General features: G+C 55.8%; 19 protein-coding genes. 13 read left to right on the top strand and 6 right to left on the bottom strand.

The genetic code is table 11. From position 1 onward, the window contains the following. Window positions 1-425 precede the first annotated feature (425 nt). The 4 genes from DWY51_RS07950 to DWY51_RS07965 all read left to right on the top strand — a co-directional run bounded on the left by DWY51_RS07950 (window position 426) and on the right by DWY51_RS07965 (window position 2723). Entirely contained in the window at window positions 426-746 is a 321-nt protein-coding gene (locus DWY51_RS07950; protein ID WP_022093836.1) for a PadR family transcriptional regulator, read from the top strand. Beyond that, window positions 733-1356 (top strand): DUF1700 domain-containing protein, encoded by a 624-nt coding sequence (locus DWY51_RS07955; protein ID WP_117770467.1) that lies wholly within the window; start codon window positions 733-735, stop codon window positions 1354-1356. Before DWY51_RS07950 ends, DWY51_RS07955 begins: the two co-directional genes overlap by 14 nt. 15 nt (window positions 1357-1371) lie before the next feature. Beyond that, window positions 1372-1626 carry a hypothetical protein gene (locus DWY51_RS07960; RefSeq protein WP_117770468.1) on the top strand — a complete coding sequence of 85 codons (255 nt, stop codon included), beginning with the start codon at window positions 1372-1374 and terminating at the stop codon, window positions 1624-1626. Window positions 1627-2039: 413 nt separating this feature from the next. Beyond that, window positions 2040-2723, top strand: a complete 684-nt coding sequence (locus tag DWY51_RS07965) for a hypothetical protein (RefSeq protein ID WP_117770469.1) — start codon at window positions 2040-2042, stop codon at window positions 2721-2723. Window positions 2724-3253: 530 nt separating this feature from the next. Here the strand turns inward: DWY51_RS07965 and DWY51_RS07975 are convergent. Genes DWY51_RS07975 through DWY51_RS07985 form a run of 3 tightly spaced genes read right to left on the bottom strand, consistent with a single transcriptional unit; the run spans window position 3254 to window position 5562 of the window. Further along, window positions 3254-3721 (bottom strand): arginase family protein, encoded by a 468-nt coding sequence (locus DWY51_RS07975; RefSeq protein WP_199411400.1) that lies wholly within the window; start codon window positions 3719-3721, stop codon window positions 3254-3256. 30 nt (window positions 3722-3751) lie between these two features. After that, the gene (locus DWY51_RS07980) at window positions 3752-4891 is read right to left on the bottom strand and encodes an ATP-binding protein (RefSeq protein WP_117770471.1); all 1140 of its coding nucleotides are present in this window, start codon (window positions 4889-4891) and stop codon (window positions 3752-3754) included. Further along, the gene (locus DWY51_RS07985) at window positions 4888-5562 is read right to left on the bottom strand and encodes a response regulator transcription factor (RefSeq protein ID WP_304485488.1); all 675 of its coding nucleotides are present in this window, start codon (window positions 5560-5562) and stop codon (window positions 4888-4890) included. Before DWY51_RS07985 ends, DWY51_RS07980 begins: the two co-directional genes overlap by 4 nt. A 90-nt stretch (window positions 5563-5652) precedes the next feature. On the opposite strand from DWY51_RS07985, the gene DWY51_RS09685 reads away from it, so the two are divergent. The 5 genes from DWY51_RS09685 to DWY51_RS08010 all read left to right on the top strand — a co-directional run bounded on the left by DWY51_RS09685 (window position 5653) and on the right by DWY51_RS08010 (window position 12849). Then, window positions 5653-5799, top strand: a complete 147-nt coding sequence (locus tag DWY51_RS09685; protein WP_040219972.1) for a CD1871A family CXXC motif-containing protein — start codon at window positions 5653-5655, stop codon at window positions 5797-5799. Further along, window positions 5792-6694, top strand: a complete 903-nt coding sequence (locus tag DWY51_RS07995; RefSeq protein ID WP_117770473.1) for a 4Fe-4S binding protein — start codon at window positions 5792-5794, stop codon at window positions 6692-6694. Before DWY51_RS09685 ends, DWY51_RS07995 begins: the two co-directional genes overlap by 8 nt. Before the next feature lie 29 nt (window positions 6695-6723). Further along, window positions 6724-8022, top strand: coding sequence for a TlpA disulfide reductase family protein (locus tag DWY51_RS08000; protein ID WP_233504666.1), 1299 nt, complete (start codon window positions 6724-6726; stop codon window positions 8020-8022). Beyond that, window positions 7950-11204, top strand: coding sequence for an ABC transporter ATP-binding protein/permease (locus tag DWY51_RS08005; protein WP_117770474.1), 3255 nt, complete (start codon window positions 7950-7952; stop codon window positions 11202-11204). Before DWY51_RS08000 ends, DWY51_RS08005 begins: the two co-directional genes overlap by 73 nt. Before the next feature lie 364 nt (window positions 11205-11568). Next, window positions 11569-12849, top strand: a complete 1281-nt coding sequence (locus DWY51_RS08010; RefSeq protein WP_117770475.1) for an MFS transporter — start codon at window positions 11569-11571, stop codon at window positions 12847-12849. A gap of 137 nt (window positions 12850-12986) precedes the next feature. On the opposite strand, the gene DWY51_RS08015 is transcribed toward DWY51_RS08010, so the two are convergent. Continuing rightward, entirely contained in the window at window positions 12987-13520 is a 534-nt protein-coding gene (locus DWY51_RS08015) for a TetR/AcrR family transcriptional regulator (RefSeq protein ID WP_233504667.1), read from the bottom strand. 269 nt (window positions 13521-13789) lie between these two features. On the opposite strand from DWY51_RS08015, the gene DWY51_RS08020 reads away from it, so the two are divergent. The 3 genes from DWY51_RS08020 (at window position 13790) to DWY51_RS08030 (ending at window position 17492) form a co-directional block, all read left to right on the top strand. Beyond that, window positions 13790-15028 (top strand): agmatine/peptidylarginine deiminase, encoded by a 1239-nt coding sequence (locus tag DWY51_RS08020; RefSeq protein WP_117770477.1) that lies wholly within the window; start codon window positions 13790-13792, stop codon window positions 15026-15028. A gap of 122 nt (window positions 15029-15150) precedes the next feature. Next, window positions 15151-16215 carry an ornithine carbamoyltransferase gene (locus DWY51_RS08025; RefSeq protein WP_006234575.1) on the top strand — a complete coding sequence of 355 codons (1065 nt, stop codon included), beginning with the start codon at window positions 15151-15153 and terminating at the stop codon, window positions 16213-16215. 11 nt (window positions 16216-16226) lie between these two features. Beyond that, the gene (locus DWY51_RS08030; protein WP_117770478.1) at window positions 16227-17492 is read left to right on the top strand and encodes an MFS transporter; all 1266 of its coding nucleotides are present in this window, start codon (window positions 16227-16229) and stop codon (window positions 17490-17492) included. A gap of 357 nt (window positions 17493-17849) precedes the next feature. Here DWY51_RS08030 and DWY51_RS08035 read toward each other — a convergent pair whose 3' ends face one another. Continuing rightward, window positions 17850-18983: a hypothetical protein gene (locus tag DWY51_RS08035; RefSeq protein ID WP_117770479.1), complete on the bottom strand. Its 1134-nt coding sequence runs from the start codon at window positions 18981-18983 to the stop codon at window positions 17850-17852. 540 nt (window positions 18984-19523) lie between these two features. Between DWY51_RS08035 and DWY51_RS08040 the strand changes: the two genes are divergently transcribed. Continuing rightward, window positions 19524-20477, top strand: a complete 954-nt coding sequence (locus tag DWY51_RS08040; protein ID WP_117770483.1) for a tRNA-dihydrouridine synthase — start codon at window positions 19524-19526, stop codon at window positions 20475-20477. 147 nt (window positions 20478-20624) lie between these two features. On the opposite strand, the gene DWY51_RS09765 is transcribed toward DWY51_RS08040, so the two are convergent. After that, the gene (locus DWY51_RS09765) at window positions 20625-20732 is read right to left on the bottom strand and encodes a hypothetical protein (protein ID WP_369831642.1); all 108 of its coding nucleotides are present in this window, start codon (window positions 20730-20732) and stop codon (window positions 20625-20627) included. Window positions 20733-21581 lie beyond the last annotated feature (849 nt).

Genomic DNA, 21581 nt, shown 5'->3' on the forward strand with positions numbered 1-21581 from the left:
TCTCCAGCTAGCGCTGGACTGCTGCTGTCGCCTGCGCGTTGGCGAGCGGGGCGTGGGGACCGTCCGGCGACCAGCGGTGACGGGCGAGCCCTGCCGCGTGCGTGGGCCTCCATCGGCGTAGACCCATGACCCCTATGGCATCGGAGAAGTCCACCATCGCGTCCAGGACCTTACCGTCCGGCACGCCCAGCCTAGCGGCTCCCTTGAACCCAAGGTTGAAGGGGGGTGTTGTACAGGGCATATGGGGCCGAGTGGAAGTGGATCAAAAGAGCGTTACTTGACGTTTCATGCATAATGCCAACCGCCCCGCGATATCACGTTCGCAGCGCGCAGGGGCCGGAGAATCTTCGCGATGAGAGTTGACGTCTAATACCTTGCATCGTATAGTGTGTATAGCATAGCATATGACGAGAGGAGGTGTGCGGATGGAGGCACAGATGAAGCGCGGCTTCCTGGAGGCCTGCGTGCTCGCGGCCGTCTCCGGCGAGGAGTCCTACGGCTACCAGATTGTGAAGGACGTACCGGCGAGCATGGGGCTCACGGAGTCGACGCTCTACCCGCTGCTCAAGCGCCTGGAGAAGGCCGGATGCATCACGGCGCGCTCCGCCGAGCACAACGGGCGGCTGCGCCGGTACTACCGCATCACGGACGACGGGCGAGCGCGCATCGAGGAGTTCCTGGCCGAGTGGCCGTCCGTACGGGAGATTTACGCATACGTTGAGGAGGCGCACCATGACGCGCGATGAGTTCCTGGGCCGGCTGGGCGAGCTGCTCTCCTGCCTTCCGGCCGAGCAGGTGGAGGAGACCAAGGCTTTCTACGCGGAGGCCATCGCCGACCGCATGGAGGACGGTATGAGCGAGGAGGAGGCCGTGGCCGCCATGGGCACGCCCGGCGAGGTGGCGGAGGCCACGCTCGACGACCTGCCCGCCGTGCCGCGCGCAATCGCGAGGACGCGCCGGCGCAGCACCGCGCTGCTGTGGGTGCTGGCCATCGTGGGCTCCCCGGTGTGGGTGCCGCTGCTCGCCGCCTTCGCCGCCGTGGCCGTCACGGTCTATATCTGCATCTGGGTGCTGGCGCTCTGCGTGTGGATCGTCGCGGCGGCACTCGGGGGCGCGGGCATAGTTGGGCTCCTGCTTGCCGTAAGCGGCGTCACCATCGGTCACTTCCCGTACGCCCTCGCCTCGGCGGGCGTGGGGCTCGGCCTCGTCGGCGTGGCTCTCTTCGTTGGTGCTGGCGCTTGGGCCGCCTCAAAACAAATTGCGCGCCTCTCGGCGCTCTGGGCGAGGAAGGCCGCCTCGCCCTTCTGGAAGAACAGGGGCGAGAAAGGCGGCGCTGCCGCGCACCTCGCAGCGTAGAAAGGAGTGAGTACCATGACCAGCGCGAAGAAGATCTACCTCGCCGTGGCGGGCGGGCTCGTTGCCGCGGGTGTTGTCCTCGCGGGCATTGGCTTTATCGCTTCGGGCTTCGACCCGGCCGTGTTCACAACCCACATCGACACGCGCGACAGCACCATCGTGCTCGGCGGCGTCGAGGTGGACGAACACGAGAGTATCCCGTTCATCAGCCAGCTCGCCAATCTGGGCGAGATCGACACCTCCGGCGTCGCGGATCCCGCCGCGCCCTAGGCGCAGCGAGCCCGGGCGCTCTGCCCGCCAAGCTGCGTAAGCCGGCGAAACCCGAACCTCAACCTCTACGCAACTGGCCCCAAGCCTGCGCCGATTCGCTCTCAGCGCCGCGCGGGGGCCCGTGACGCATGCCCAAAAAGGTACGAGGAGAAAGGAACGCGATGACGACAACCACGCCCTTCCGCCTTCACGGGGTCACGCAGGACCGGAAGCGACTGGGCCGTGCGGTGGGGCTGTGCTTGGATTGGCTACACTGATATGGACAGTTCCGTGAGGGGCGCGAGAGACGGGACTCTGGGGAGATCTTCGAGGAGGAGTGTCTCGACTGGAAACGCGGGTTCAGTGGAGCAGGAACCTAATCTCTGTCTCTTTTGCCTTTTTGATTTGTTGAGAAGCCGGCATTTGGGGGCATTTTGGATAGCGAACAGTTCAAACAAGAAGCTGAGAAAATAGAACAAAGCCTGAGTGCCTTGAGAGTCGCCAAGCGCAATGCAGTGATTCCCTTCATGAACGGCGACTTTACCCAATGGGATCTATATCTGGCATCCTCCTCTGAGTATGCGATGAGACTGATAGACGGATTCATCTCCATGCTCGAGTCGAGGAATCTTGTTTGCGTCGCCCAGCTTCTCCGCGCACAGGTTGGAGTCTGCCTGCGGACATTCGCATTATTCGCCGCCGAAGACCAGGATGACTTTCTCAAGCAGGTGTTTCAAGGTGTGCCTGTGAACAAGCTGAAAGATTTCTCGGGTGAGAAGATGTCCGATGGAAGACTTCAAGACTTACTCGAGAAGTTCGATCCAAAGGTAAAAGATGTATACAAGGTGACGTCTGGATTCGTCCACTTCTCCATTGATATTCTGCCGAGCATGGGTGTGCCTGGGGAGGGCTATGAGGTCGAGTTTAATTTTGGAGCCGAGCCCAACGAGAGAAACAATGCGCCTCTCGTGGAATGCGGCAAGGCGTTCTGCCACTATGTCGACCTGCATCTCCAGATGCTCCATAAGGTGATTGCTTCGGATGAATGGTATGCCGATCGATTCCGTATCGATTCCGATGGTCTTGCAGACGAGGCCTCGAAAAGCGAGAAGGTGTAGGTCGAACGCATTGACGCTGCCTTGACAGCATCCCGATATGATAACGAATGGGAGGTTCCCTGCGAAATGTGCGCCTCTGTATATTCTCGCTAGGACGCCCTCGACCGATAAGGCATCGTTGAGTTCAATTTGAGTTCAGCTCGGGTGCCTGAAAATCGCCCAACTCTGATAAAAGGGGAGACGACGGTACACCACGTAGACGAGAGGCTATGGAAGTGCACGATTTGATTATATTGGCGCGCTAAACCGCCCCGCTGCCCAACTTGAACTCCGCTCACGCGTGTATGGGGCTGCGAGAGGTAACGGCCTGCGGCCTCCTTTGTGTGCTCGATGATATCTTCGAGCATGCCGAGCATGGCGGAGACATTCGCTGCAATCCAGCCGTGTTCAAGCGCCGTTTCGGATAGGAGCGAGAGGGGGGCTGTCTTGCCCGTTTCCCTTGCATCCGTAAAGATGGTTGACAGTTTGGGGCCTCCCGTGTCTTTAGCTTTTACCGCGCTAGATGCCTCATGGAAACTGTTGGACTTTAATCAGACAGACCCAGCATGTCGTTTTCCTCCATGAGGACATCGGCTAAAACCGCAACACCTATGCTTGTTTAAGCAAACCTCCTGATAGTCGTGGAGCTGCTGTAGCCCGACATGCAGGAGATCGCTCGGCTTAAACACCGGATGCCGCATCCGCGAAACGAGTTGCGGTGCACCCTGTTCCAAAAGGCTGCCAAGTACCATGGCGTGAGCGTTGGGGTAGCCATCATTCAGCGTGGATACATCCGGATGCGCATAGATCCAGACGATTCCAACGTTCTCGTATTTCCCGTGCAGGTAATCGAAGAGGGCAAGCGACACCATACAGTTGCCGCCGACGGTCACGACTCTGTCGGGGTTTTCTGCCGTAAGCTTCCTCTGCGCATCCTGAATCCCCGCCAGGACTTCGTCCTCGGCATAGATGCGAACTGTCTCCCATTTCTCATGTCCAAGTTTTGGGACGCGTTTCACAATGTCGAGTGGGATTCCTGGACAGTCGGATCACGTGGTGGCCCCCTTTGAGAGGGTCACGAGCATCACGGTCCCGTTCTCGGAACTTGTTTCGACCTCTACCGTGCCACCGTGAAGCGCTGCAATCTCCCAAACGAGCGCTAGTCCGAGTCCTGCGCCGCCATATGCCCTGCTGCGGGATGTGTCTAGACGAAAGAACGGCTGGAAGATGCTCTCACGGTACTGCTTGGGTATTCCCGGGCCCTGGTCCTCGACTCGCAGGAACACATGGCTGTCGTTGTCGCAGATGGAGACGTTGACAGTCGAGCCGGTGCGGCTGTAACGGATGGCATTTTCGACCAGGTTAAACACCAGCCGATAGAGGAGCGTGTCGCTCCCGATTACTAAAGCGTCTCCAGCACAATTGAGGGCTATGCCCTTATTTTCGGCAAGTGGCGCAAGGTCGGTGAGGGCCTCTTCGGATAAAGGACCAAGTTCCACATCGTCCTCGCAAGGGACGCTGCGGAGCTCACTCATCTCGAGCAATACCTTGGCCATTCGAGACATGCGCTCGGTTTGTTCTTGTAGCAGGCCGAGCAGCTCGGCTGTTTCGGGTTGCAAACCGGAGTGCTCGGAGATGAATAGTTCAATCTGTGCTTGCATAAGGGCGAGCGGGGTGCGCAGCTCGTGTGCGGCGTTGCCGGTAAACTGACGCTGTGCAGAGAACCCTTCGCCAAGACGGGCGATCATGTCGTTGAAAGAGGCGCTGCATCGTTGTAGCTCGGTGGGCACATCTTCACTGAGTCTGATTTCGCTTAGGTTGTCAGGCTGCACGCGCTCAACCTGGGCTGCAAAAGCCCGTAGCGGTTTGAGTGCACGGCCGCTCACAAAGTATGCCAGCACGCCGCCAAGGAGTGTGACTCCAGCCGTGATGTACCAAGCTGTCGTGCCAAAAGATTCCTGTGCGTCGTTTACGACGATCGTGACCTTGTCATCGGGGGTCGCTTTCGTTGGGTCGAACACCTGGGGCGAATCCGCGCCGGCAGCGTTAAAGGCCGAGATGTCACTGCCGATGGCATCCATATAGCGCATGCCCGTATAGCCGACCAGGCAGTTCGTCAGCACGCACGCCGCACACGTCAGCAGCGCCGTCATGATCGTTATGCGCCATTGCAGCGAAAGCCTTTTCATTCGCTATCCTCCATAACGTAGCCCTCTCCAATCCGATTGCGAATCGGGTCGTATCCCAAAGCGCTGCGCAACTTTTTTCGGAGCGACGAGATGTGAACGCGGGTTGCGTTGCTAAAGCTGTTCACGCTGCTATCCCAAACGTGCTCGATAAGCTCCTCTTGACTTATCGGACGCCCCTGATTAAGCATCAGGTATTCCAAGATTCCCGTTTCCTTGCGCGTAAGAGATAAAGCCTCGCTGTCCACAGAAGCGATGCGCGCCTTGGTGTCAAAGCGGAGCTTTCCGCAGGTTAAAACTATGCCGCTTTGTGTAAAGCGTCTGAGGGTAAGGCTGCGAATCCTTGCCGCAAGCTCGTCCAGATGAAACGGCTTGGTGAGGTAATCGTTGGCGCCGGCATCGAGTCCGGCGACTTTATCGGATACTCCGCCACGTGCGGACAGAATCAGTACCTTGGTCTCGCAGTCAGTTTTCCTAAGTTCCCTGAGTACGGTCATGCCGTCGATACGGGGAAGGTTGAGGTCGAGTACCACGAGGTCGAAGGCCTCAACGTCCAGTAGGTCGAGCGCCTCCTGTCCGTCGTGACAGCAGTCGACGCTGTACGCCAAGTTTCGCAAGCTGCGCGCGATTGCGTCACACAGCGCCTGCTCGTCCTCGACGATCAAAATACGCATAACAGTCTCCTTGCACATTTCAAATCGCGCTTAACACGGATTTTATAGCCGATATGGTCCAATGGTCGCGTAACGAAAGGAGTGGTCAGGTTGTTCAAAGCGGTAAAACCCGTGGTACAGGTCGCTTTGTTGATCGTCGGAATTGCCATGGTGTGCTTTGGCGTTATGCGTGGCGAGGCGGATGCCGTGCTGGCCAAGGCGATTAGGCTGTGCTTGGAGTGTATCGGAATTGGATAAAAGAGAAAACACTGCGTCGCATGTTTTGGCCCGATTTCGCGGATTCATTCAGGCGGCGGCAACACTTATTACCAACATTCACCTGCCAAACTTTGCCAAAGGCGGCATCTATCAGGGCGCGGGAAAAACGGTCTGCGTACCTGGACTTAATTGCTATTCGTGTCCCGCGGCATCGGGTGCGTGCCCCATTGGGTCGTTCCAGTCGGTGGTAGGTTCATCTAAGTTCAACTTCTCCTACTACGTTACCGGTACGCTCATTTTGCTCGGCGTGCTGCTGGGACGCTTTGTATGCGGCTTTCTGTGCCCGTTTGGCTGGCTTCAGGAGCTGCTTCATAAGATTCCCGGCAAAAAGTTCTCCACGAAAAAGCTCAAGCCGCTCACGTACATCAAGTACGTCGTGCTGTTGTTTGCCGTGGTGCTGCTGCCCGTCTTGGTGGTTAACGACGTGGGCATGGGCGACCCGTTCTTTTGTAAGTACATCTGTCCGCAGGGTGTGCTCGAGGGCGCCATTCCTCTGGCCATTGCCAATGCCGGCATTCGATCTGCGTTGGGACAGCTCTTTACTTGGAAACTTGCCGTTCTCATTGCCGTGGTAGTGCTGAGCGTTTTGTTCTACCGCCCCTTCTGCAAATGGATTTGTCCACTCGGCGCATTCTATGCGCTCATGAATAGGGTGTCCCTACTGGGGATTCGGGTTGACGCATGCAAATGTGTCTCGTGCGGCAAGTGCTCAAAGGTTTGTCAGATGGACGTTGATGTGGTCCGCGCGCCCAATCATGCCGAATGTATCCGGTGCGGAAAGTGCATCGGGGTCTGTCCCGTCGACGCCATCAGCTATCGCTATGGCCTGGATGTGTCGGCGGAAAAGCTCCCCTTGACCGCCGATAAAAAGTAAACAAGCTTCGACAAAACGGAGGAATGACCATGAAGCTTTCTAAGATTGCGGCCCTGTTTATGGTGCCAGTATTGGCCTTGTGCCTTGTGGCGTGTTCGGCGCCCAGTGGCAATGCGAGCGAATCTGCGAGCTCCGATCCTAAGATCGCAGAACTCACTGCGCAGAAGCCGGCCAATGCCGACGAGGCCGCCGAGCTGTATGCGAAGCTCATGCAGAAGGAGAACGAGATCTTTTCGAGTGATAACGCGCTGTGGGAAAAGGTATTCAATGCGGCAAATAAAGACTCGGCAATGATTGAGGACGGCAGCAATTACGGCGATTTCCTGCTCAAGACCATCGACGGCGCCAAGGATGAGTTCACGGCGGATGAGCTCAAGACGCTCAAGGCCGGTGCACAGCAGATCAAGGAGATCGAGGACAAGCTCGAGAGCCTGGAGAAGGAGTTCCCCGGCTGTGGAAGCACGCCGAGCTCAGGCGAGAGCGTCGACGCTTCGACCGCTGGCATGACGGCTGGTGCCAATGCTTCGAGCGAGGCGACGAAGTTCCCCAGCTTTACGGGCAAGGACCTGGATGGCAACGACGTGAACAGCGACGAGCTGTTCTCTAAGAACAAGGTCACCGTCATGAACTTCTGGTTCACTACTTGCAAGCCGTGCGTGGGCGAGCTGGGCGATCTTGAGAAGCTGAATCAGGAGCTTGCCGAGAAGGGCGGCCAGGTCGTGGGCGTCAATTCCTTTACGCTCGATGGCAACAAGGGCGAGATCGCAGATGCCAAGGACGTGCTGAGCAAGAAGGGCGTGACATATAAGAACATCTGGTTCAAGTCGGATAGCGAGGCCGGTAAGTTTACGTCAAATTTGTTCTCGTTCCCGACAACGTATGTCATCGATCAGAATGGCAACATCGTAGGGGATCCAATCGTGGGAGCCATCAGCTCCGCTGAGCAGCGCGCAGCGCTCGACAAGCTTATCGACCAGGCGATTGCGAATAGCGAGCAGCAGAAAACGCGTAAAGCATGGCGAGGATCGCGCGCCGCTGTGCGGAGTAGTCCGCTGCCTTTCAAGATAATCTCCACCATACAGAGGTCCCGCTCGGGACCTCTTCTTTTGGGCGTCGTCCCGTTCGTTTTTTGGCGTGCTTCGTTACATTCCTCACTGGCTCCGGCAAAAAATGGGGATAGAGTAGGACAAACGCGTCGAATACGAACGGCGGGGGAGAGCGGGCAAGTGCGTCCGCGTGGGAGAGGTTGCCGTCCATGTTGGAGCTCAAAGGTATTTGCAAAAGGTACGTCACACAGTCGTTTACGCAGGTGGCGCTCGATAACGTGAGCCTGGCTTTTCGCGATAACGAGTTCGTGGCCATTCTGGGTCCCTCGGGCTCGGGCAAAACCACAATGCTCAACGTAATCGGTGGACTCGATCATTTCGATTCCGGCGACCTGCTCATCGACGGCATCTCGACCAAGGACTTTCACGATCGCGATTGGGATGCCTACCGCAACAACCGCATCGGCTTTGTGTTCCAAAGCTATAACCTCATTCCGCATCAGACCATTTTGGAAAACGTGGAGCTGGCGCTCACGCTCACGGGTGTGGGGCATGCCGAGCGCCGCCAGCGTGCGCGCGAGGCGCTCGAGGCGGTTGGCCTGGGCGAGCACGTTAACAAGCGCCCGAGCCAGCTTTCGGGTGGACAGATGCAGCGCGTGGCGATTGCCCGTGCCCTGATCAACGACCCCGAGATCGTGCTGGCAGACGAGCCGACCGGTGCCTTGGATTCCACAACGTCCGTGCAGGTCATGGATCTGCTCAAGGACGTGGCACGCGACCGCCTGGTTATCATGGTCACGCACAATCCCGAGCTGGCGTACCAGTACGCTACGCGCATCGTCAACCTGGCGGACGGCAAGATCACCGACGATTCCGACCCTTTTGATGTTGCCAAGGCCACGCGCCGTGAGGCCAAGCCTACGCGCAAAACCTCGATGAGCTTTGTGACGGCGTTGGGGCTTTCTGCCCGAAACCTTATGACCAAAAAGGGCCGTACGGCCATGACGGCCTTTGCAGGTTCGATTGGAATTATCGGTATTGCGGCAATCCTGGCGCTCTCCAATGGCGTGAACAATTACATCAAAAAGGTCGAGGAGGATACGCTCTCGAGTTACCCGCTTACGATCTCCAAGCAGGATTACGACCTGTCGTCCATGATGGGCGGGCAGGGGGCCGCGGATGACGATATGTCCAAGAGCGAGGACTCGTCCGACGACAGTGCCGGCGGCAAGGCTCAGGGAACCGATAAGATTCCCGTGGTCACGGCTGTAAAGGATATGTTTGCAAGCGTTAAGTCCAACGATATGACGAGCTTTAAGGCATGGCTTGACGACGGCGGCGATGGTATCGACAAAGAGGTCAACGCCATTCAGTACGGCTACGGTATATCGCCGGTTGTCTATCGTGCCGGCAAGGGCGATGAGAAGCCTGTCCGGCTGGTGCCCAACGCCATGACCGAGGCCATGAGCGGAGGCGCGAGCTCGGCGGCTACGGTGAGCATGGAATCCATGGGAACCTCGGTCTTTAACGAGATGATTGACGACCAGAGTCTGCTCGACAGCCAGTACGATGTTGTCGCCGGTCATTGGCCCACGTCTGCCAACGAAGCCGTAATGGTGCTTTCGAGCCGCGGCACGGTGGGCGATTACACGCTCTACAGCATCGGTGCGCTGGATATCGATGAGCTCAACGATCTGGTTAACAGCGCCATGGCGGCTGACGGTGGGGTCGAAGCGCCCGAGACCGGCGCCGACTTTACCTACGACGATGCGCTGTCTACCACGTTTAAGGTGTTGTCGCCGGCCGATGCCTATCGCAAAAACGAAGAGACTGGCATGTGGACTGACATGTCTGGCGACGCCGACTTTATGGCAGCCAAGGTTGCCGACGGTATCGACGTGCACATTGTGGGCGTGGTGCGACCTAACGAGACAGCCAATGCGAGCGCGTTGTCCCCGGGCATTGCCTACACGCATGCGCTGACTCGCCAGCTTATGGAGCGCGCCGCCGATTCGCAGATTGTGCAGGAGCAGCTCGCCCACCCCGAGACGGATGTCTTTACGGGCAAGTCTTTCGATGAACTGCAGGGCGAGGCCAAACAAGGAGTTGATCTAGGCAGCATGTTCAGTGTGGACGAGGCAGCGCTGAAGAGCGCGTTCTCGTTCGATGCGTCTGCGCTCTCGGGTGTTGCCGGCGGTATGGACCTTTCTGGTATCGACTTATCCGGGCTGGACATTGACCTTTCGGGCGTTGGGAAGGACATCGATTTCAGCGACATTATGGCCAAAGCGCCGGCACCAGATTTCTCGGGCATCTTTGACGGCCTGGAACTCACACCCGAGCAAATGCAGCAGGTGGGAACGCTTGCCAACCAGCTGTTTGAGGGATTTTTGCAGTCGGAGCAGTTTAAGGCGTTGTCGCCCGAGGATCTTAAGGACGCGTCGAAGCTCGCCGCCGCGTTCTCGACGTATCTTGAGAGTGATACCGCGGCCCAGCAAATCCTAGCCCAGCTCAAAGCGCTCGGCGGCGATGCCCTGGTCGAGCGCCTGCAGCAGGCGATGACCGACTATGTGCAAAAGCAACTGGCTCCGTATCTGCAGCAGGCTATGGATCAGGTGACCAAGACAATCAGCGACCAGATTGCGACGACGGTATCGTCCCAGCTCAAGGCGGGTGCAGCAGGACTTATGGGCCAGATGGCCACGCAGATGTCGTCGAGCTTTGCCAACCTAGCGAGCGCCATGCAGGTGGATGCGAGTGCCTTTGCTCGTGCTATCCATTTCAACATGGACGCCGAGGACCTGAGCTCGCTCATGATGAGCTATGCGAAGGCGTCGAAGCTCACCTACGACAACAATCTGACCACGTTGGGCTATGCGGATGAGGCCGACCCCATCTCGGTTAAGATTTTCCCGCGTGACTTTGAGGCCAAGGAACGCGTACTCGACCATATCGATGCGTACAACAAACAGGTCAAAGCCGCCGGCCACGACGAGCAGGCAATCTCGTACACCGACTACATGGGCATCATCATGGGCTCGGTGACCGATATCGTGAATACCATCAGCTTGGTGCTCATCGCGTTCGTGAGCATCAGCCTGGTCGTGAGCTCCATCATGATCGGCATCATCACCTACATCAGCGTACTGGAGCGCAAGAAGGAGATCGGCATCCTGCGCGCAATCGGTGCGTCGAAGCGCAACGTGGCAAACGTGTTCAACGCCGAGACCTTTATCGAGGGCCTCATTGCCGGCATCTTTGCCATTGTCGTTGTGGTGCTCGTGAGCTTCCCGGTTAATGCCTGGGCGCTTGCTGCCAAACAGGTCCCCAATTTGATGAGCCTGCCCGTGCAGGATGCGCTGGTGCTCATCGCGATTTCGGTGCTGCTGACGGTTGTCGCTGGCCTGCTGCCAGCCCGCAGCGCATCCAAAAAGGACCCCGTGGAAGCCCTGCGCTCCGAATAATGTGACAAAGGGACAGTCCCTTTGTCACATTGAGTGGCTTGTAAATCGAGGTCTAATACTTTTCCCGAGAAGTGAACGAGTGAAAACGGACCCCCGAAGTATCGGCACTTTCGAGATGCAATTTCTTGCGGTTTTGCCAGCCAAATCCTGCGGGTTTGTCGTCTAAAAATGTCGATGGTTCGGGGGTCCAAAAACGGTCGTTCACTTCTTGGAAAAGTATTAGACCTCGATTTTGCAAGGGCCCAATTACCGTTCGGCACGTTAAGAACTCCCTTTCTCCGCTTAATGCTTGACGGAGAGTCCCCTGGTTTATATACCTATCGGTAGGCATATAGGATGTAATGCCGATAGAAATGGAGTGACCATGGCTCTCACCGCACCAGCCGAAAAAGACCGTCCTCGCGAGAGCAGCGTATTTGCTTGGATTGTCGTTATTGCGCTCGGCTTAATGTCCGCCGGAACGACTGGCACATATAGCATTATTGCCGGCTCATTCGTTGCTCCAGTATGTGAAGACCTGGGCTTTGAGTACACCTCTTTCTCTTTCTATTTCACTGCGATTCTTCTTGGCCTTGCACTTGGACTTCCACTTTTGAGTCGTTTCATTCCAAAAGTAATAGGCAAACCGTGGCATATTTGCGTTGAACTTGTCCTTATTGCCGCCGGCGCCGCAATGGCGTTCTACACCGAAGTCTGGATGTTCATCGTCTCCGCTGCGGTGATCGGCATCTGCTTTTCGTTCACAACGGGCGTCTGCATGTCCGATGTTATTGACCAATGGTTCAGTAAATCGTCCGGTCTTGCCATCGGCCTTGCTTGGGGCGTTAATTCTCTCTGTACGCTGTTGTTGAGCCCTGTCATTACGCTGGTCATCGAGCAACAAGGCTGGCGTACGGGATACATCGTACTTGCGGCCGTTTCTGCAGCTATGATTTTACCTGCGAGTGCATTTATCATTCGCCTTAAACCCTCTGATCGCAACATGCTTCCGTACGGAGAGACCACCTCTGAAACCCATGAGAGCCACAGCGTCGATGAGCGGGAAGATACCCTCTCGGGCATGGCACTCCGTGATGCCACGAAAACGCCGTCTTTTATTCTCTGTGTCCTCCTGCTTTGCGTGGCGCAGCTCACCTGCTGCATGAACCAGTTGTTTCCAACCTATGCAAGCGAGGTCGGTTTCAATCCCATCGTAGGAAGCTTAATGGTCTCGGCAGCTTCGTTCTCCGACATCTTCCTAAATCCCTTCGTAGGCAAAACATGTGACAAACTCGGCGCTATTAAAGCAACGGTCGCGTGGACAGGTGTCAGCATTTTTTCATTCCTACTTCTCATCATTGGCGGAAGCAATGAGACCGTTTCCATCATTGCAGCTGGCGTAAACGATGTCATGTTCGCCATTGTTGGAACCGCAATGCCGATGCTTCTCCTCTCGCTCTTTGGATCACGCGATTTTGGAAGGATCTATTCAATCGTTTGCTCAGCGGGCTATGTCGTCGGTGCTTTTGGAATGCCGGTCATGATGAAGGTTTACGGCATGGCAGGGTCATTCCAGGGAGTATTTATCTTCTGCATTGCCTGCAACCTTATGATTGCTGCGTTTGCTATCGTTTCCGGCTTTCTCAGTAAGGCTGCTGAAAAGTAATAAGCGCCGATTGCATCGGCATAGATTGCCATGCAACAGGGGTCGACTCCAAGCCAGACTGGAGTCAACCCCTGTTTTCGTTTTAAAGGTTGCCCGCAGGCACCATGGGTGCCAACATGCGCTTCAGCTTGGCTGGCCTATTTGAACATAAGCTCGACTATTCCCGCCCAAACCGCTTTTTCATCAATATCCTCACCTTGAGCGACCGTATTGCTCGCTCCCTCCAGAACGGTATAAAGAATTTGTACGTAGAGCATCACGTCGGCACTATCGGAAAACGCGCCAATCTCTGCACCATGAAGAAGGATGTCTTTAAGCGCATCCATGGTTCGTTTGGTCGCCGTCGCTTGACGTTCCTGAACTGCAGGAATTCGATTTGCTTGAACGCTAACCTCGGCCAGCACGCGCCGGCGCTTTTCATCGCTTCGATAACCACCTATAACTGAATTGCCGAGCTCGATAAGCGCGGCCTTGAACCCGTCCCTATCGACTATTAGCGAGTAGTCGCGCTGATAGTCGATGGTCGGAAACATGCTGTCCAAGAGCGTAGTGAAAATCTCCTCTTTAGAGGGAAAGTAGTAGTACACCGACGGCTTGGATATACCGACAAAGTCGCAAATCTTTCCGATAGACGCTTTGTCATAACCGACTTCTGCCACAAGATCGTACATTGCGTCCAATATTTTTTTTCTTGTGCTCACGCTGCATTTCTCCATTGCAAATCATTTCCGCACTACCAACATTATTAAGGATGGCAACGGAACATCAATTCGTGTCCAAACATGACCACTATATACGGTGAACGGTATGTATCAGTAGGCGAGCGGAAATTATTCAAAACTATCTACCGAACGGTAGGTATAGTAGTACTATAGCAGGTGAAACCCCGCTATTGTCGCGGCCGGACAGCATCGCGGGAAACCCGACGGAAGGACCAACCATGTACGAGAACTATCGTATGCCGGGCGAGTTCGAGAAGCGCTCCAACGTCTATGTGACATGGCTTCCCGATTACATCCGTGCAGAGGGTTACGATAACCGCCAGCCCTGCGTTGACGTGATCAAGGCTCTGCTCGAGTATGGCGACGTTACGGTCAACCTCAATTGCGGCACCCCCGGCTCCTATGAGGAGGCTTGCTCGCGCCTGAAGGAGGAGGGGGTTGATCTCGATCGCATCGAGATCACGCAGTTCGAAGACTCCAACTTCTATGTCCGCGACAACGGTCCCAGCATCATGGTCGACGACAAGGGCCATTCTTATATGGTCAACCCTGCTTGGACTTATTACGGCGTGTGGGACAAGAACTCCCCGGAGTGCCAGTCCGCACGTAAGGCAGCCGTTCACATGGCGGTTGCGCTCGGTTGCTTCGATATCGTCAATTCCGAAATGGTTTCGGAGGGCGGCGACCGCGAGTTTGACGGTCACGGCACTCTGATCGCCATCGAGGACACGGAATGCCGCAAGCGTAACCCCGAGTTCACGAAAGAGGAAGTTGAGGCCGAGTATAAGCGCATCTACAACCTCAACAAGGTTATCTGGCTTCCGCAGCCTATGCTCGAGGACGACGACTATCGACTGGGCATCCTCGACGAGAAGGAAGACGGAACTCCCGTCTTTGGCATGAGCTTTGCGGCTCACATTGATGAGATGTGTCGCTTTATCACTCCGAACAAGATTCTTCTTGCCGAGGTGTCCGATGAAGAGGCAGCTTCGAGCAAGGCTGGCGCAGAGTCTCGTCGCCGCATTGAGGCGGCCTACGAGATCCTGAGCAACGAAACGGACTGGGAGGGCAAGCCCTTCGAGATCGTTCGTATGCCCACCGCCGAGCCGATTGAAGTCGTTATCGCCCCTGGCGATGAGGATTACGAGCTCTATAAGGGCTTCATCGACGAAATGGGCGGCAAGTTTATGGATGGCACTCCCTGGCCCGAGGGTCCCGTTCACTTCTACGCAGCAGCGAGCTACTGCAACTTCCTCATCTGCAATGGCGTCGTTCTTGGTCAGCGTTATTACCACGAGGGCATGAACGAAGTCGTGAAGGAGAAGGACGAGCAGGCCAAAGCCGTTCTTGAGAGCTGCTTCCCCGATCGCAAAGTCATCATGATTGACTCTCTCGCGCTTAACCTGTCCGGCGGCGGCGTGCACTGCTGGACCAAGGACGTGGCAGCCAGCTGCTAGCGAGCCTTTGAGCCTGCACTGTCTGATTTAGGCGCCACACTTACTGCTCCCCGAGGGATATCCGTGTTTCCCTCGGGGACACATTCGACATTCATCTATTACTAAATGGAAAGGAAATAGGCATGAACAACAGCCTCCGCGGTCGCGACTACATCAACATCCATGATCTCTCCTCCGAGGATTTCCGCTATCTCATTGATCTTGCCTGGAACCTTAAGGCTCAGAAGAAGTCTGGTGTCGACCAGCGCTACTTCCCCGGTAAAAACGTCCTCGCCAACTTTGAGTGGGGTTCGACCCGTACTCGTTGCGCATTCGAGACCTCCTGCAATGATTTGGGCATGGGCTTCACTTATCTGACCAACTCCCACATGGGTGACTGCGAGACCGTCAAGGATGCCATGCGCGTCTTTAACGGCATGTACGATCTCATCGTCTACCGCGCACAGAAGGACGAGCAGTTCCTCTATGACGTCGCCGACCTGGTTGACATCCCGGTCATCAATGCCCTTACTCTCGGCGATCACCCGACTCAGATGCTCGCTGACGCTCTTACGATGGAAGAGCAATGGGGCGGTCTGCGTACGAGCCGCGGCAAGAAGATGGCTTTCGTTGGCAACTGCGCCGGCGCCCCGGTGTGGTATGGCCGTCTGTGCGCTATGCTCGACATGGACTTCCTTGCCATCGGCCCCGACGACCTCCGTCATCAGATGTGCAAGGAAATGATCGAAGAGGTGGAGGCCTGCTACGCCAAGTACGCTCCCAATAGGACCTTTACCATCACCTCTGACCTCGATGCCCTGGATGGCGTTGACGTTATCGTTACCGAGGAGTGGCGCTACATCAACCCCGAGTGCGGCGAAGAGGTTCTGGATCCCGACGACTACAACTCCTGGCTGGGCGATGCCGAGTCTTTGTACCCCTATCGCGTCACCAGCGAGCTGTGCAAGCGCACCAACAATCCCGACATCTTCTGCATGCATGAGCTTCCCTCTGTCCATAACGCAGATCACCGTGTTGGCAAAATGCTCCTCGACCAGTGCAAGAACGACCTTCATCGCGAGATCATCACCGAGGGCTTCGAGATTGCCGACGAGTGCTTTGAGGCCAACGCTTCGGTCATCTTCCGTGAGGCAGAGAACCGTCAGCACACCATCAAGGCCGTTATGTGTGCCCTTCTGGGTCTCTAGGAGCTGTATCAATGGAAAATGCAAAGTTAAAGAGCAGCAAGGTCTACGCATGGGTTCTCGTAATCGCGCTTGGCCTCATGTCTGCTGGTACGACCGGATCCTATAGCGTAATCGCCGGCTCCTTCGTCGCGCCCGTGTGCGAGGAGTTCGGGTTTGACTATTCAATCTTCTCGTATTACTTCACCGCGACGCTCATCGGTCTTGCGGCGGCGCTTCCGTTTGTCGGAAAACTTATCCCCAAGGTTGTTGGCAAGGTTTGGCTCCCCGTCGTCGAGCTTATTCTGCTCGCCGCCGGCGCAGGCATGGCCTTCTACACCGAAGTTTGGATGTTCATCGCCGCTGGCGCCCTGATTGGCATTTGCTTCGCCTTCACCACCGGCGTCGCCATGTCCGACGTTATTGACCAGTGGTTCAAAAAATCTGGTGGCCTGGCAATTGGTCTCGCCTGGGCAGTGAACTCGATTTACATGCTCATCATGAGCCCCGTCATCACCTCTGTCATCGAGGCCGCTGGCTGGAGGACTGGTTATCTGGTGCTCGCTGGCGTCTCCGCCGTGCTCATTCTCCCCGCTTCCGTCCTGATTATCCGCTATAAGCCTCAGGACAAGGGCATGCTGCCCTATGGCTACGTCGAGGGCGAGCCGGACGCCGAGACCGAGGAGACGACCGAGGATAGCACGCGTGGCGTTAGCTATGCGCGCGCCATTAAGTCGCCTGCCTTCTTCTTCTGCATCGGCTTCCTCTGCCTCGTTCAGCTCACTTGCTGCATGAACCAGCTCTTCCCGACGTATGCTTCCGAGGTTGGTTTTAGCCCCATGGTGGGCGGCTTCATGGTATCCGCTGCATCGCTCTTCGATCTGTTCCTCAATCCGATCGTCGGCACCACTTGCGATAAGTTTGGCAGCACGAAGGCTATTCTGGGCTGGCTCGCTGTCTCCATCCTCTCCTTTGTCATGCTCATGATGAGCAGCGGCAACTCGACGCTCAGCATCCTCGCAGCAGGCGTGAACGACGTAATGTACGTCATCGCTGGCACTGCCCTGACCGTTTTGGTTATGGACGTCTTTGGCTCCCGCGATTTCGGTCGCATCTTCGCGCTGATCTGCTCCGTGGGCTATATCGTCGGCGCCTTTGGCATGCCCGTTATGATGAAGGTCTATGAGCTTGTCGGCTCCTTCCAGGGCGTCTTCATCTTCTGCATCGCATGCAACGTTATTATCGGCCTGTTCTTGCTGCTGGCAAAAAAGACTGGTAAGAACCTCTCCTGGGACGAATAGTTCGATTCGTCTTAGACATACGCTGTAGGGCTTAACCTACAGCCGCTTTGGGGCATCGACTAACATCGGTGCCCTTTTTCATCGAATGTGACAAAGGGGCAGCCACTTTGTCACATTGAGTGGCATGTAAATCGGGGTCTAATACTTTTCCGAGAAGTGAACGAGTCAAAATGGACCCCCGAAGCGTCGACACTTTTGAGATGCAATTTCCTGCGGTTTTGCCAGTCAAATCCTGCGGTTTTGACGTCTAAAAATGTCGATGCTTCGGGGGTCCAAATACAGCCGTTCACTTCTCGGAAAAGTATTAGACCTCGAGATATAGATGATGTTTGCGAGCGGCAATTAGAGCGTAAGCTTTTAGTTCTTCTTTGCAGAGAGCATGAGTCTAATTTCCGGATGGGTGTATTCGTCGAACTCTTCCTTGGGCTCGGTGTCAAAGGTGTAGTACGACTTGATAGATTCGTCCTCCGTCTTGATGCTGATTTCTTCATATAGGGATCCGGCTAAAAATGCCTGTTTAAATTCATCCGACAGGCTGCATGGCGTGAGGAGGCCCGGTGTGGCAACGGAAATGTCCAACCCGTTGAGCGGGGCGCAGAGCGTCGCGATATCCTGCTCGGCGCGGGCGAGGTTGTCTGCAAGGCTTTCCTCGGGGTCGATCTGACTGGTGTAATCGACGTCCGTGAGCATGCTGTCTGCATCAAAAGAAAGGTAGACATAGGCTGCTTGAGCGCCGAGGTCATTATCGCGTAGATAGCCGATTATGCGGTAGCCGTAGTCGTGATATGACACGTATGGGTCGTCTGCTGCGACGCGTTCGCACACGGGCTCCAAGGCATCTTGCGCGATGGCGAGCTGCTCGGCGGCTGCAGCCTTTCTTGCCTGAAGCTCGTTATTTCCCTGGATAAACTGCGGGATGTAGACGCCAAGCAGCACAATGACGGGCACCACTGCGAGAGCTATGACCTGCTTCTTGACGCTTGGAATCGTCACGCCGTATGCGTTTGCCATGGCCTCGGCATTGCTCGAGGTTTCGGCTAGCACGTCTGCCGCCGTGGCGACTGCCCCTACGGCGCCGGCGACCTCGGCGGCACCGCCCAGGTCGCGCGCGAGATCGTTATCGCTGTTCTTGAGCATGCGGCCGGCAGCTTGCGCGGAAAGCACGCCGGCGACCTCCGCGGAACGGTCCTTGTTAGTCTGGGCTACCGCAAGCCTGCTCTGCAGCTCCTTCCACTGTTTGCCCTGCATTCCAAAGCGCGGCGCAAGAGCGCAATAGCAAAAGATGGCGAGTTCGATTGCGGTGAGTGCGATGGCGGTACATATGCCCGCGGGTTGGAATTCCTTTTGGTGGAACGCGATATCGTTGATCATTTGGAGCGGCAACATCAACAGGCATGCCACGAACGACATGACGAGTGCGGTCGCTGCGATCTTGGGGTATGTGCAGTACCGCTGGATGCGTTTCTTTTCTTGTTCGGTGAGCTGCTGCATGGGGCCTCGACTCTCATCGTTTTTGGGCGATGCGCACATGCTCTTGAGTATAGATGAGTGGAGGGTGTCTGTTGTTCAGACATAGCGGTCAACAGCGTGCTGTTGGCGGTCGTCGTGATCATGAACGTCGTTTTTGGAGCATGGAGCCGCTGTCATGGGGCGAATGACGCGCAAGGGGGCTGTCGCGGGACAGCCTCTCGCTGTTTGTGAGCGCCAGCAAATCGAAGGTGAATGGTTTCCCGAGAAGTGAACGACCTATTCTGGACCTCTGAAGCATTCGCACTTTTGGATGCAAAAACCGCAGGATTTGAGTGATAAAACCGCAGGAATTGGTCTTCCAAAAGTGTCGATGCTTCGGGGGTCCGATTTTACTCGTTCACTTCGCGGAAAAGCATTCACCTTCGTTGCGTGAGGCGACGGATGGAAGGGTGATTATCGTCAAGTAGCTACCTCTGCCTTGTGAATCATCTGAAGCACAAGGCATAATGCATGTGACAAGGGGGCAGTCCCTTTACCGCATTGATCTGAGAGTAGATGTTGATGATTCTATCGTTGGCCCCTATGGAGGGGATTACTGGGCATGTGTTCCGCCGCGTGCATGCGGAGTGCTTTGGTGCGCTCGACTGCTACTATACGCCGTTTTTGCCGCCGCCGCGGGTGGGAAACCGCTTTGGCGGCAAGGCGTTTAAGGAGATCGATCCTGCCAATAACCAGGGGCTCAACGTAGTGCCTCAGCTGATGTCTAAGAACGCGGACGAGTTTGTATGGGCGGCACAGGTGCTCGCCGACATGGGCTACCGCGAGGTCAATCTCAACCTTGGCTGCCCCTCGGGTACGGTTGTTGCCAAGGGTAAAGGATCGGGCTTTCTGCGCAACCTCGACGAGCTCGAGGTGTTCTTGAGCGATGTGTGCGAGCGGTCACCGTTGCCGGTATCGGTCAAGACCAGGCTGGGGCTTGAGAGCGACGACGAATACGAGCGTGTGCTCGATCTGTATTGCCGCATGCCGTTGGCAGAGCTGATCGTGCACCCGCGCGTGCAAAAGGACCGCTATACGGGATCGCCGCGCAAGGAGTTTTACGGCGAGACGCTGGAACGCGCGCCGTTCCCCGTGGCCTATAACGGTGACATTTTCGATCTTGAGGATATGGACGCGCTGGTGGAGGCCTATCCCGGCACGCGCCATGTAATGCTGGGGCGTGGCTTGCTTGCGAATCCCGCGCTCGCTCGCATGGTCAAGGGTGGCCCTGCTGCAACGGCTGCTGAGCTGCAGCGCTTCCACGACACGCTGTTTGCGGCCTATGCAGAAGAGATTGGCGGCAATGCGGTCTTTCGCATGAAGGAGTGGTGGTTCTACGCCAAATGCGCCTTCGCCGACCCCGCTACCGTTCACAAGCTCGTACGCAAGACCAAAAAGGTCGACGAATACCGCGCCGCCGTCGAGCGCGTCTTTCGCGAACAGCCACTTGCGCCCATAGCACGCTTCCACGGCTAGTTAGTCGTTGGGGACGCACTTTAACGACTAGTCATTTAAAAGAACGTCCCGAATGACTATGTTGCAAAATACCGTACGCCAGCATCCAAAGATGTCGAAAAATGTCGACTTTGGATGCTGGCGTACGTCTTTGGGCTCGGTGGATAACTAGGCAATCATTGCATCGATCGTGATGAGCTCCCTGAGTCGCTCTGTGCGTGTCTGCCCATGGCGCTTTGCTTTTGCGTCAAACGCATCAAGAACCGACTCACCCACACGTGCCGATAAAACAATGCTTGGCTCATCAGAGATCGGCGGTCTTCCCAGCTTGATGGTGCGACCCTTCGGCCACTTATCTTTTTCGTATGCCTCCGCGGCTTTCTCCAACTCTCCGGGGGGCAAACCCCATCATCTTTTCGAGCTGCTTAGCGTCCATAGCGCCCCCTATCGATTGACATAATGTCGAGCGCTGGTTCTCGGAATCTCTTTTTGTATACAGTTTTGTAGACAAAAATACAAGCAGTTTATCAAGCTAATTAGCGTGTATTGACTAGTTTTTTCGATAGGAAATGAGCATCGATGGCTTCGATATTTCTTCGCTTTCCAGTCTGGAACATGAGCGCTCATTGAACCTGCAGAGGGGGCACTTTAACAAACTATCGAGATTCTGGTCAGGAGCTTTCACCGGTCTTCGGTGGTGAGAACAGCTCAATTCGCGACACAGTGTGTCGCGAATTGGAGTAGTCGCTGAGTGTTCTTTAACAACTAGTCATTCAAGAAAAGAGTGTCTAAGTGCCAGAATTGCCATTTTGAGTCGTCCCTAACGACTATTCTGGAGGGCTGTGTGCAAAAAAGGGCAAATATGAGTACTGTTGCCATTATGGTTGCATTTATTTTTTTCAAAAATGAGGTCCCTGATGAGATTTAATACCATTAGGCGTCTCTTTTATTGAACATATGGGGAGGAATAACGCCGTCTGCGGGCGCTTGGGGCGTTGAATGATCCCTGAAATGATTAAAATCGCTGTTACTAAACAAGTAGCAGTACTCATATTTGCCATTTTTTGAACACGGTCCTCTAAGGAGGGTAGCGCGCAGAGATGTGGTGTAAGAGGCGGGGAATGC

Origin of the sequence: Collinsella sp. AF25-2LB (assembly GCF_003458415.1) — a bacterium.
In the GTDB taxonomy this organism is placed as follows: Bacteria; Actinomycetota; Coriobacteriia; order Coriobacteriales; family Coriobacteriaceae; genus Collinsella.

Bases quoted from the DNA above. Each gene is read 5' to 3' on its own strand.
- DWY51_RS07985 (WP_304485488.1), bottom strand. From the start codon at position 5,562: ATGCGTATTTTGATCGTCGAGGACGAGCAGGCGCTGTGTGACGCAATC.
- DWY51_RS08015 (WP_233504667.1), bottom strand. From the start codon at position 13,520: ATGTACGATCTTGTGGCAGAAGTCGGTTATGACAAAGCGTCTATCGGA.
- DWY51_RS08035 (WP_117770479.1), bottom strand. From the start codon at position 18,983: ATGCAGCAGCTCACCGAACAAGAAAAGAAACGCATCCAGCGGTACTGC.
- DWY51_RS08020 (WP_117770477.1), top strand. From the start codon at position 13,790: ATGTACGAGAACTATCGTATGCCGGGCGAGTTCGAGAAGCGCTCCAAC.
- DWY51_RS08040 (WP_117770483.1), top strand. From the start codon at position 19,524: ATGATTCTATCGTTGGCCCCTATGGAGGGGATTACTGGGCATGTGTTC.
- DWY51_RS08025 (WP_006234575.1), top strand. From the start codon at position 15,151: ATGAACAACAGCCTCCGCGGTCGCGACTACATCAACATCCATGATCTC.
- DWY51_RS08000 (WP_233504666.1), top strand. From the start codon at position 6,724: ATGAAGCTTTCTAAGATTGCGGCCCTGTTTATGGTGCCAGTATTGGCC.
- DWY51_RS07955 (WP_117770467.1), top strand. From the start codon at position 733: ATGACGCGCGATGAGTTCCTGGGCCGGCTGGGCGAGCTGCTCTCCTGC.
- DWY51_RS07960 (WP_117770468.1), top strand. From the start codon at position 1,372: ATGACCAGCGCGAAGAAGATCTACCTCGCCGTGGCGGGCGGGCTCGTT.
- DWY51_RS07950 (WP_022093836.1), top strand. From the start codon at position 426: ATGGAGGCACAGATGAAGCGCGGCTTCCTGGAGGCCTGCGTGCTCGCG.
- DWY51_RS08005 (WP_117770474.1), top strand. From the start codon at position 7,950: ATGTTGGAGCTCAAAGGTATTTGCAAAAGGTACGTCACACAGTCGTTT.
- DWY51_RS07980 (WP_117770471.1), bottom strand. From the start codon at position 4,891: ATGAAAAGGCTTTCGCTGCAATGGCGCATAACGATCATGACGGCGCTG.
- DWY51_RS08010 (WP_117770475.1), top strand. From the start codon at position 11,569: ATGGCTCTCACCGCACCAGCCGAAAAAGACCGTCCTCGCGAGAGCAGC.
- DWY51_RS08030 (WP_117770478.1), top strand. From the start codon at position 16,227: ATGGAAAATGCAAAGTTAAAGAGCAGCAAGGTCTACGCATGGGTTCTC.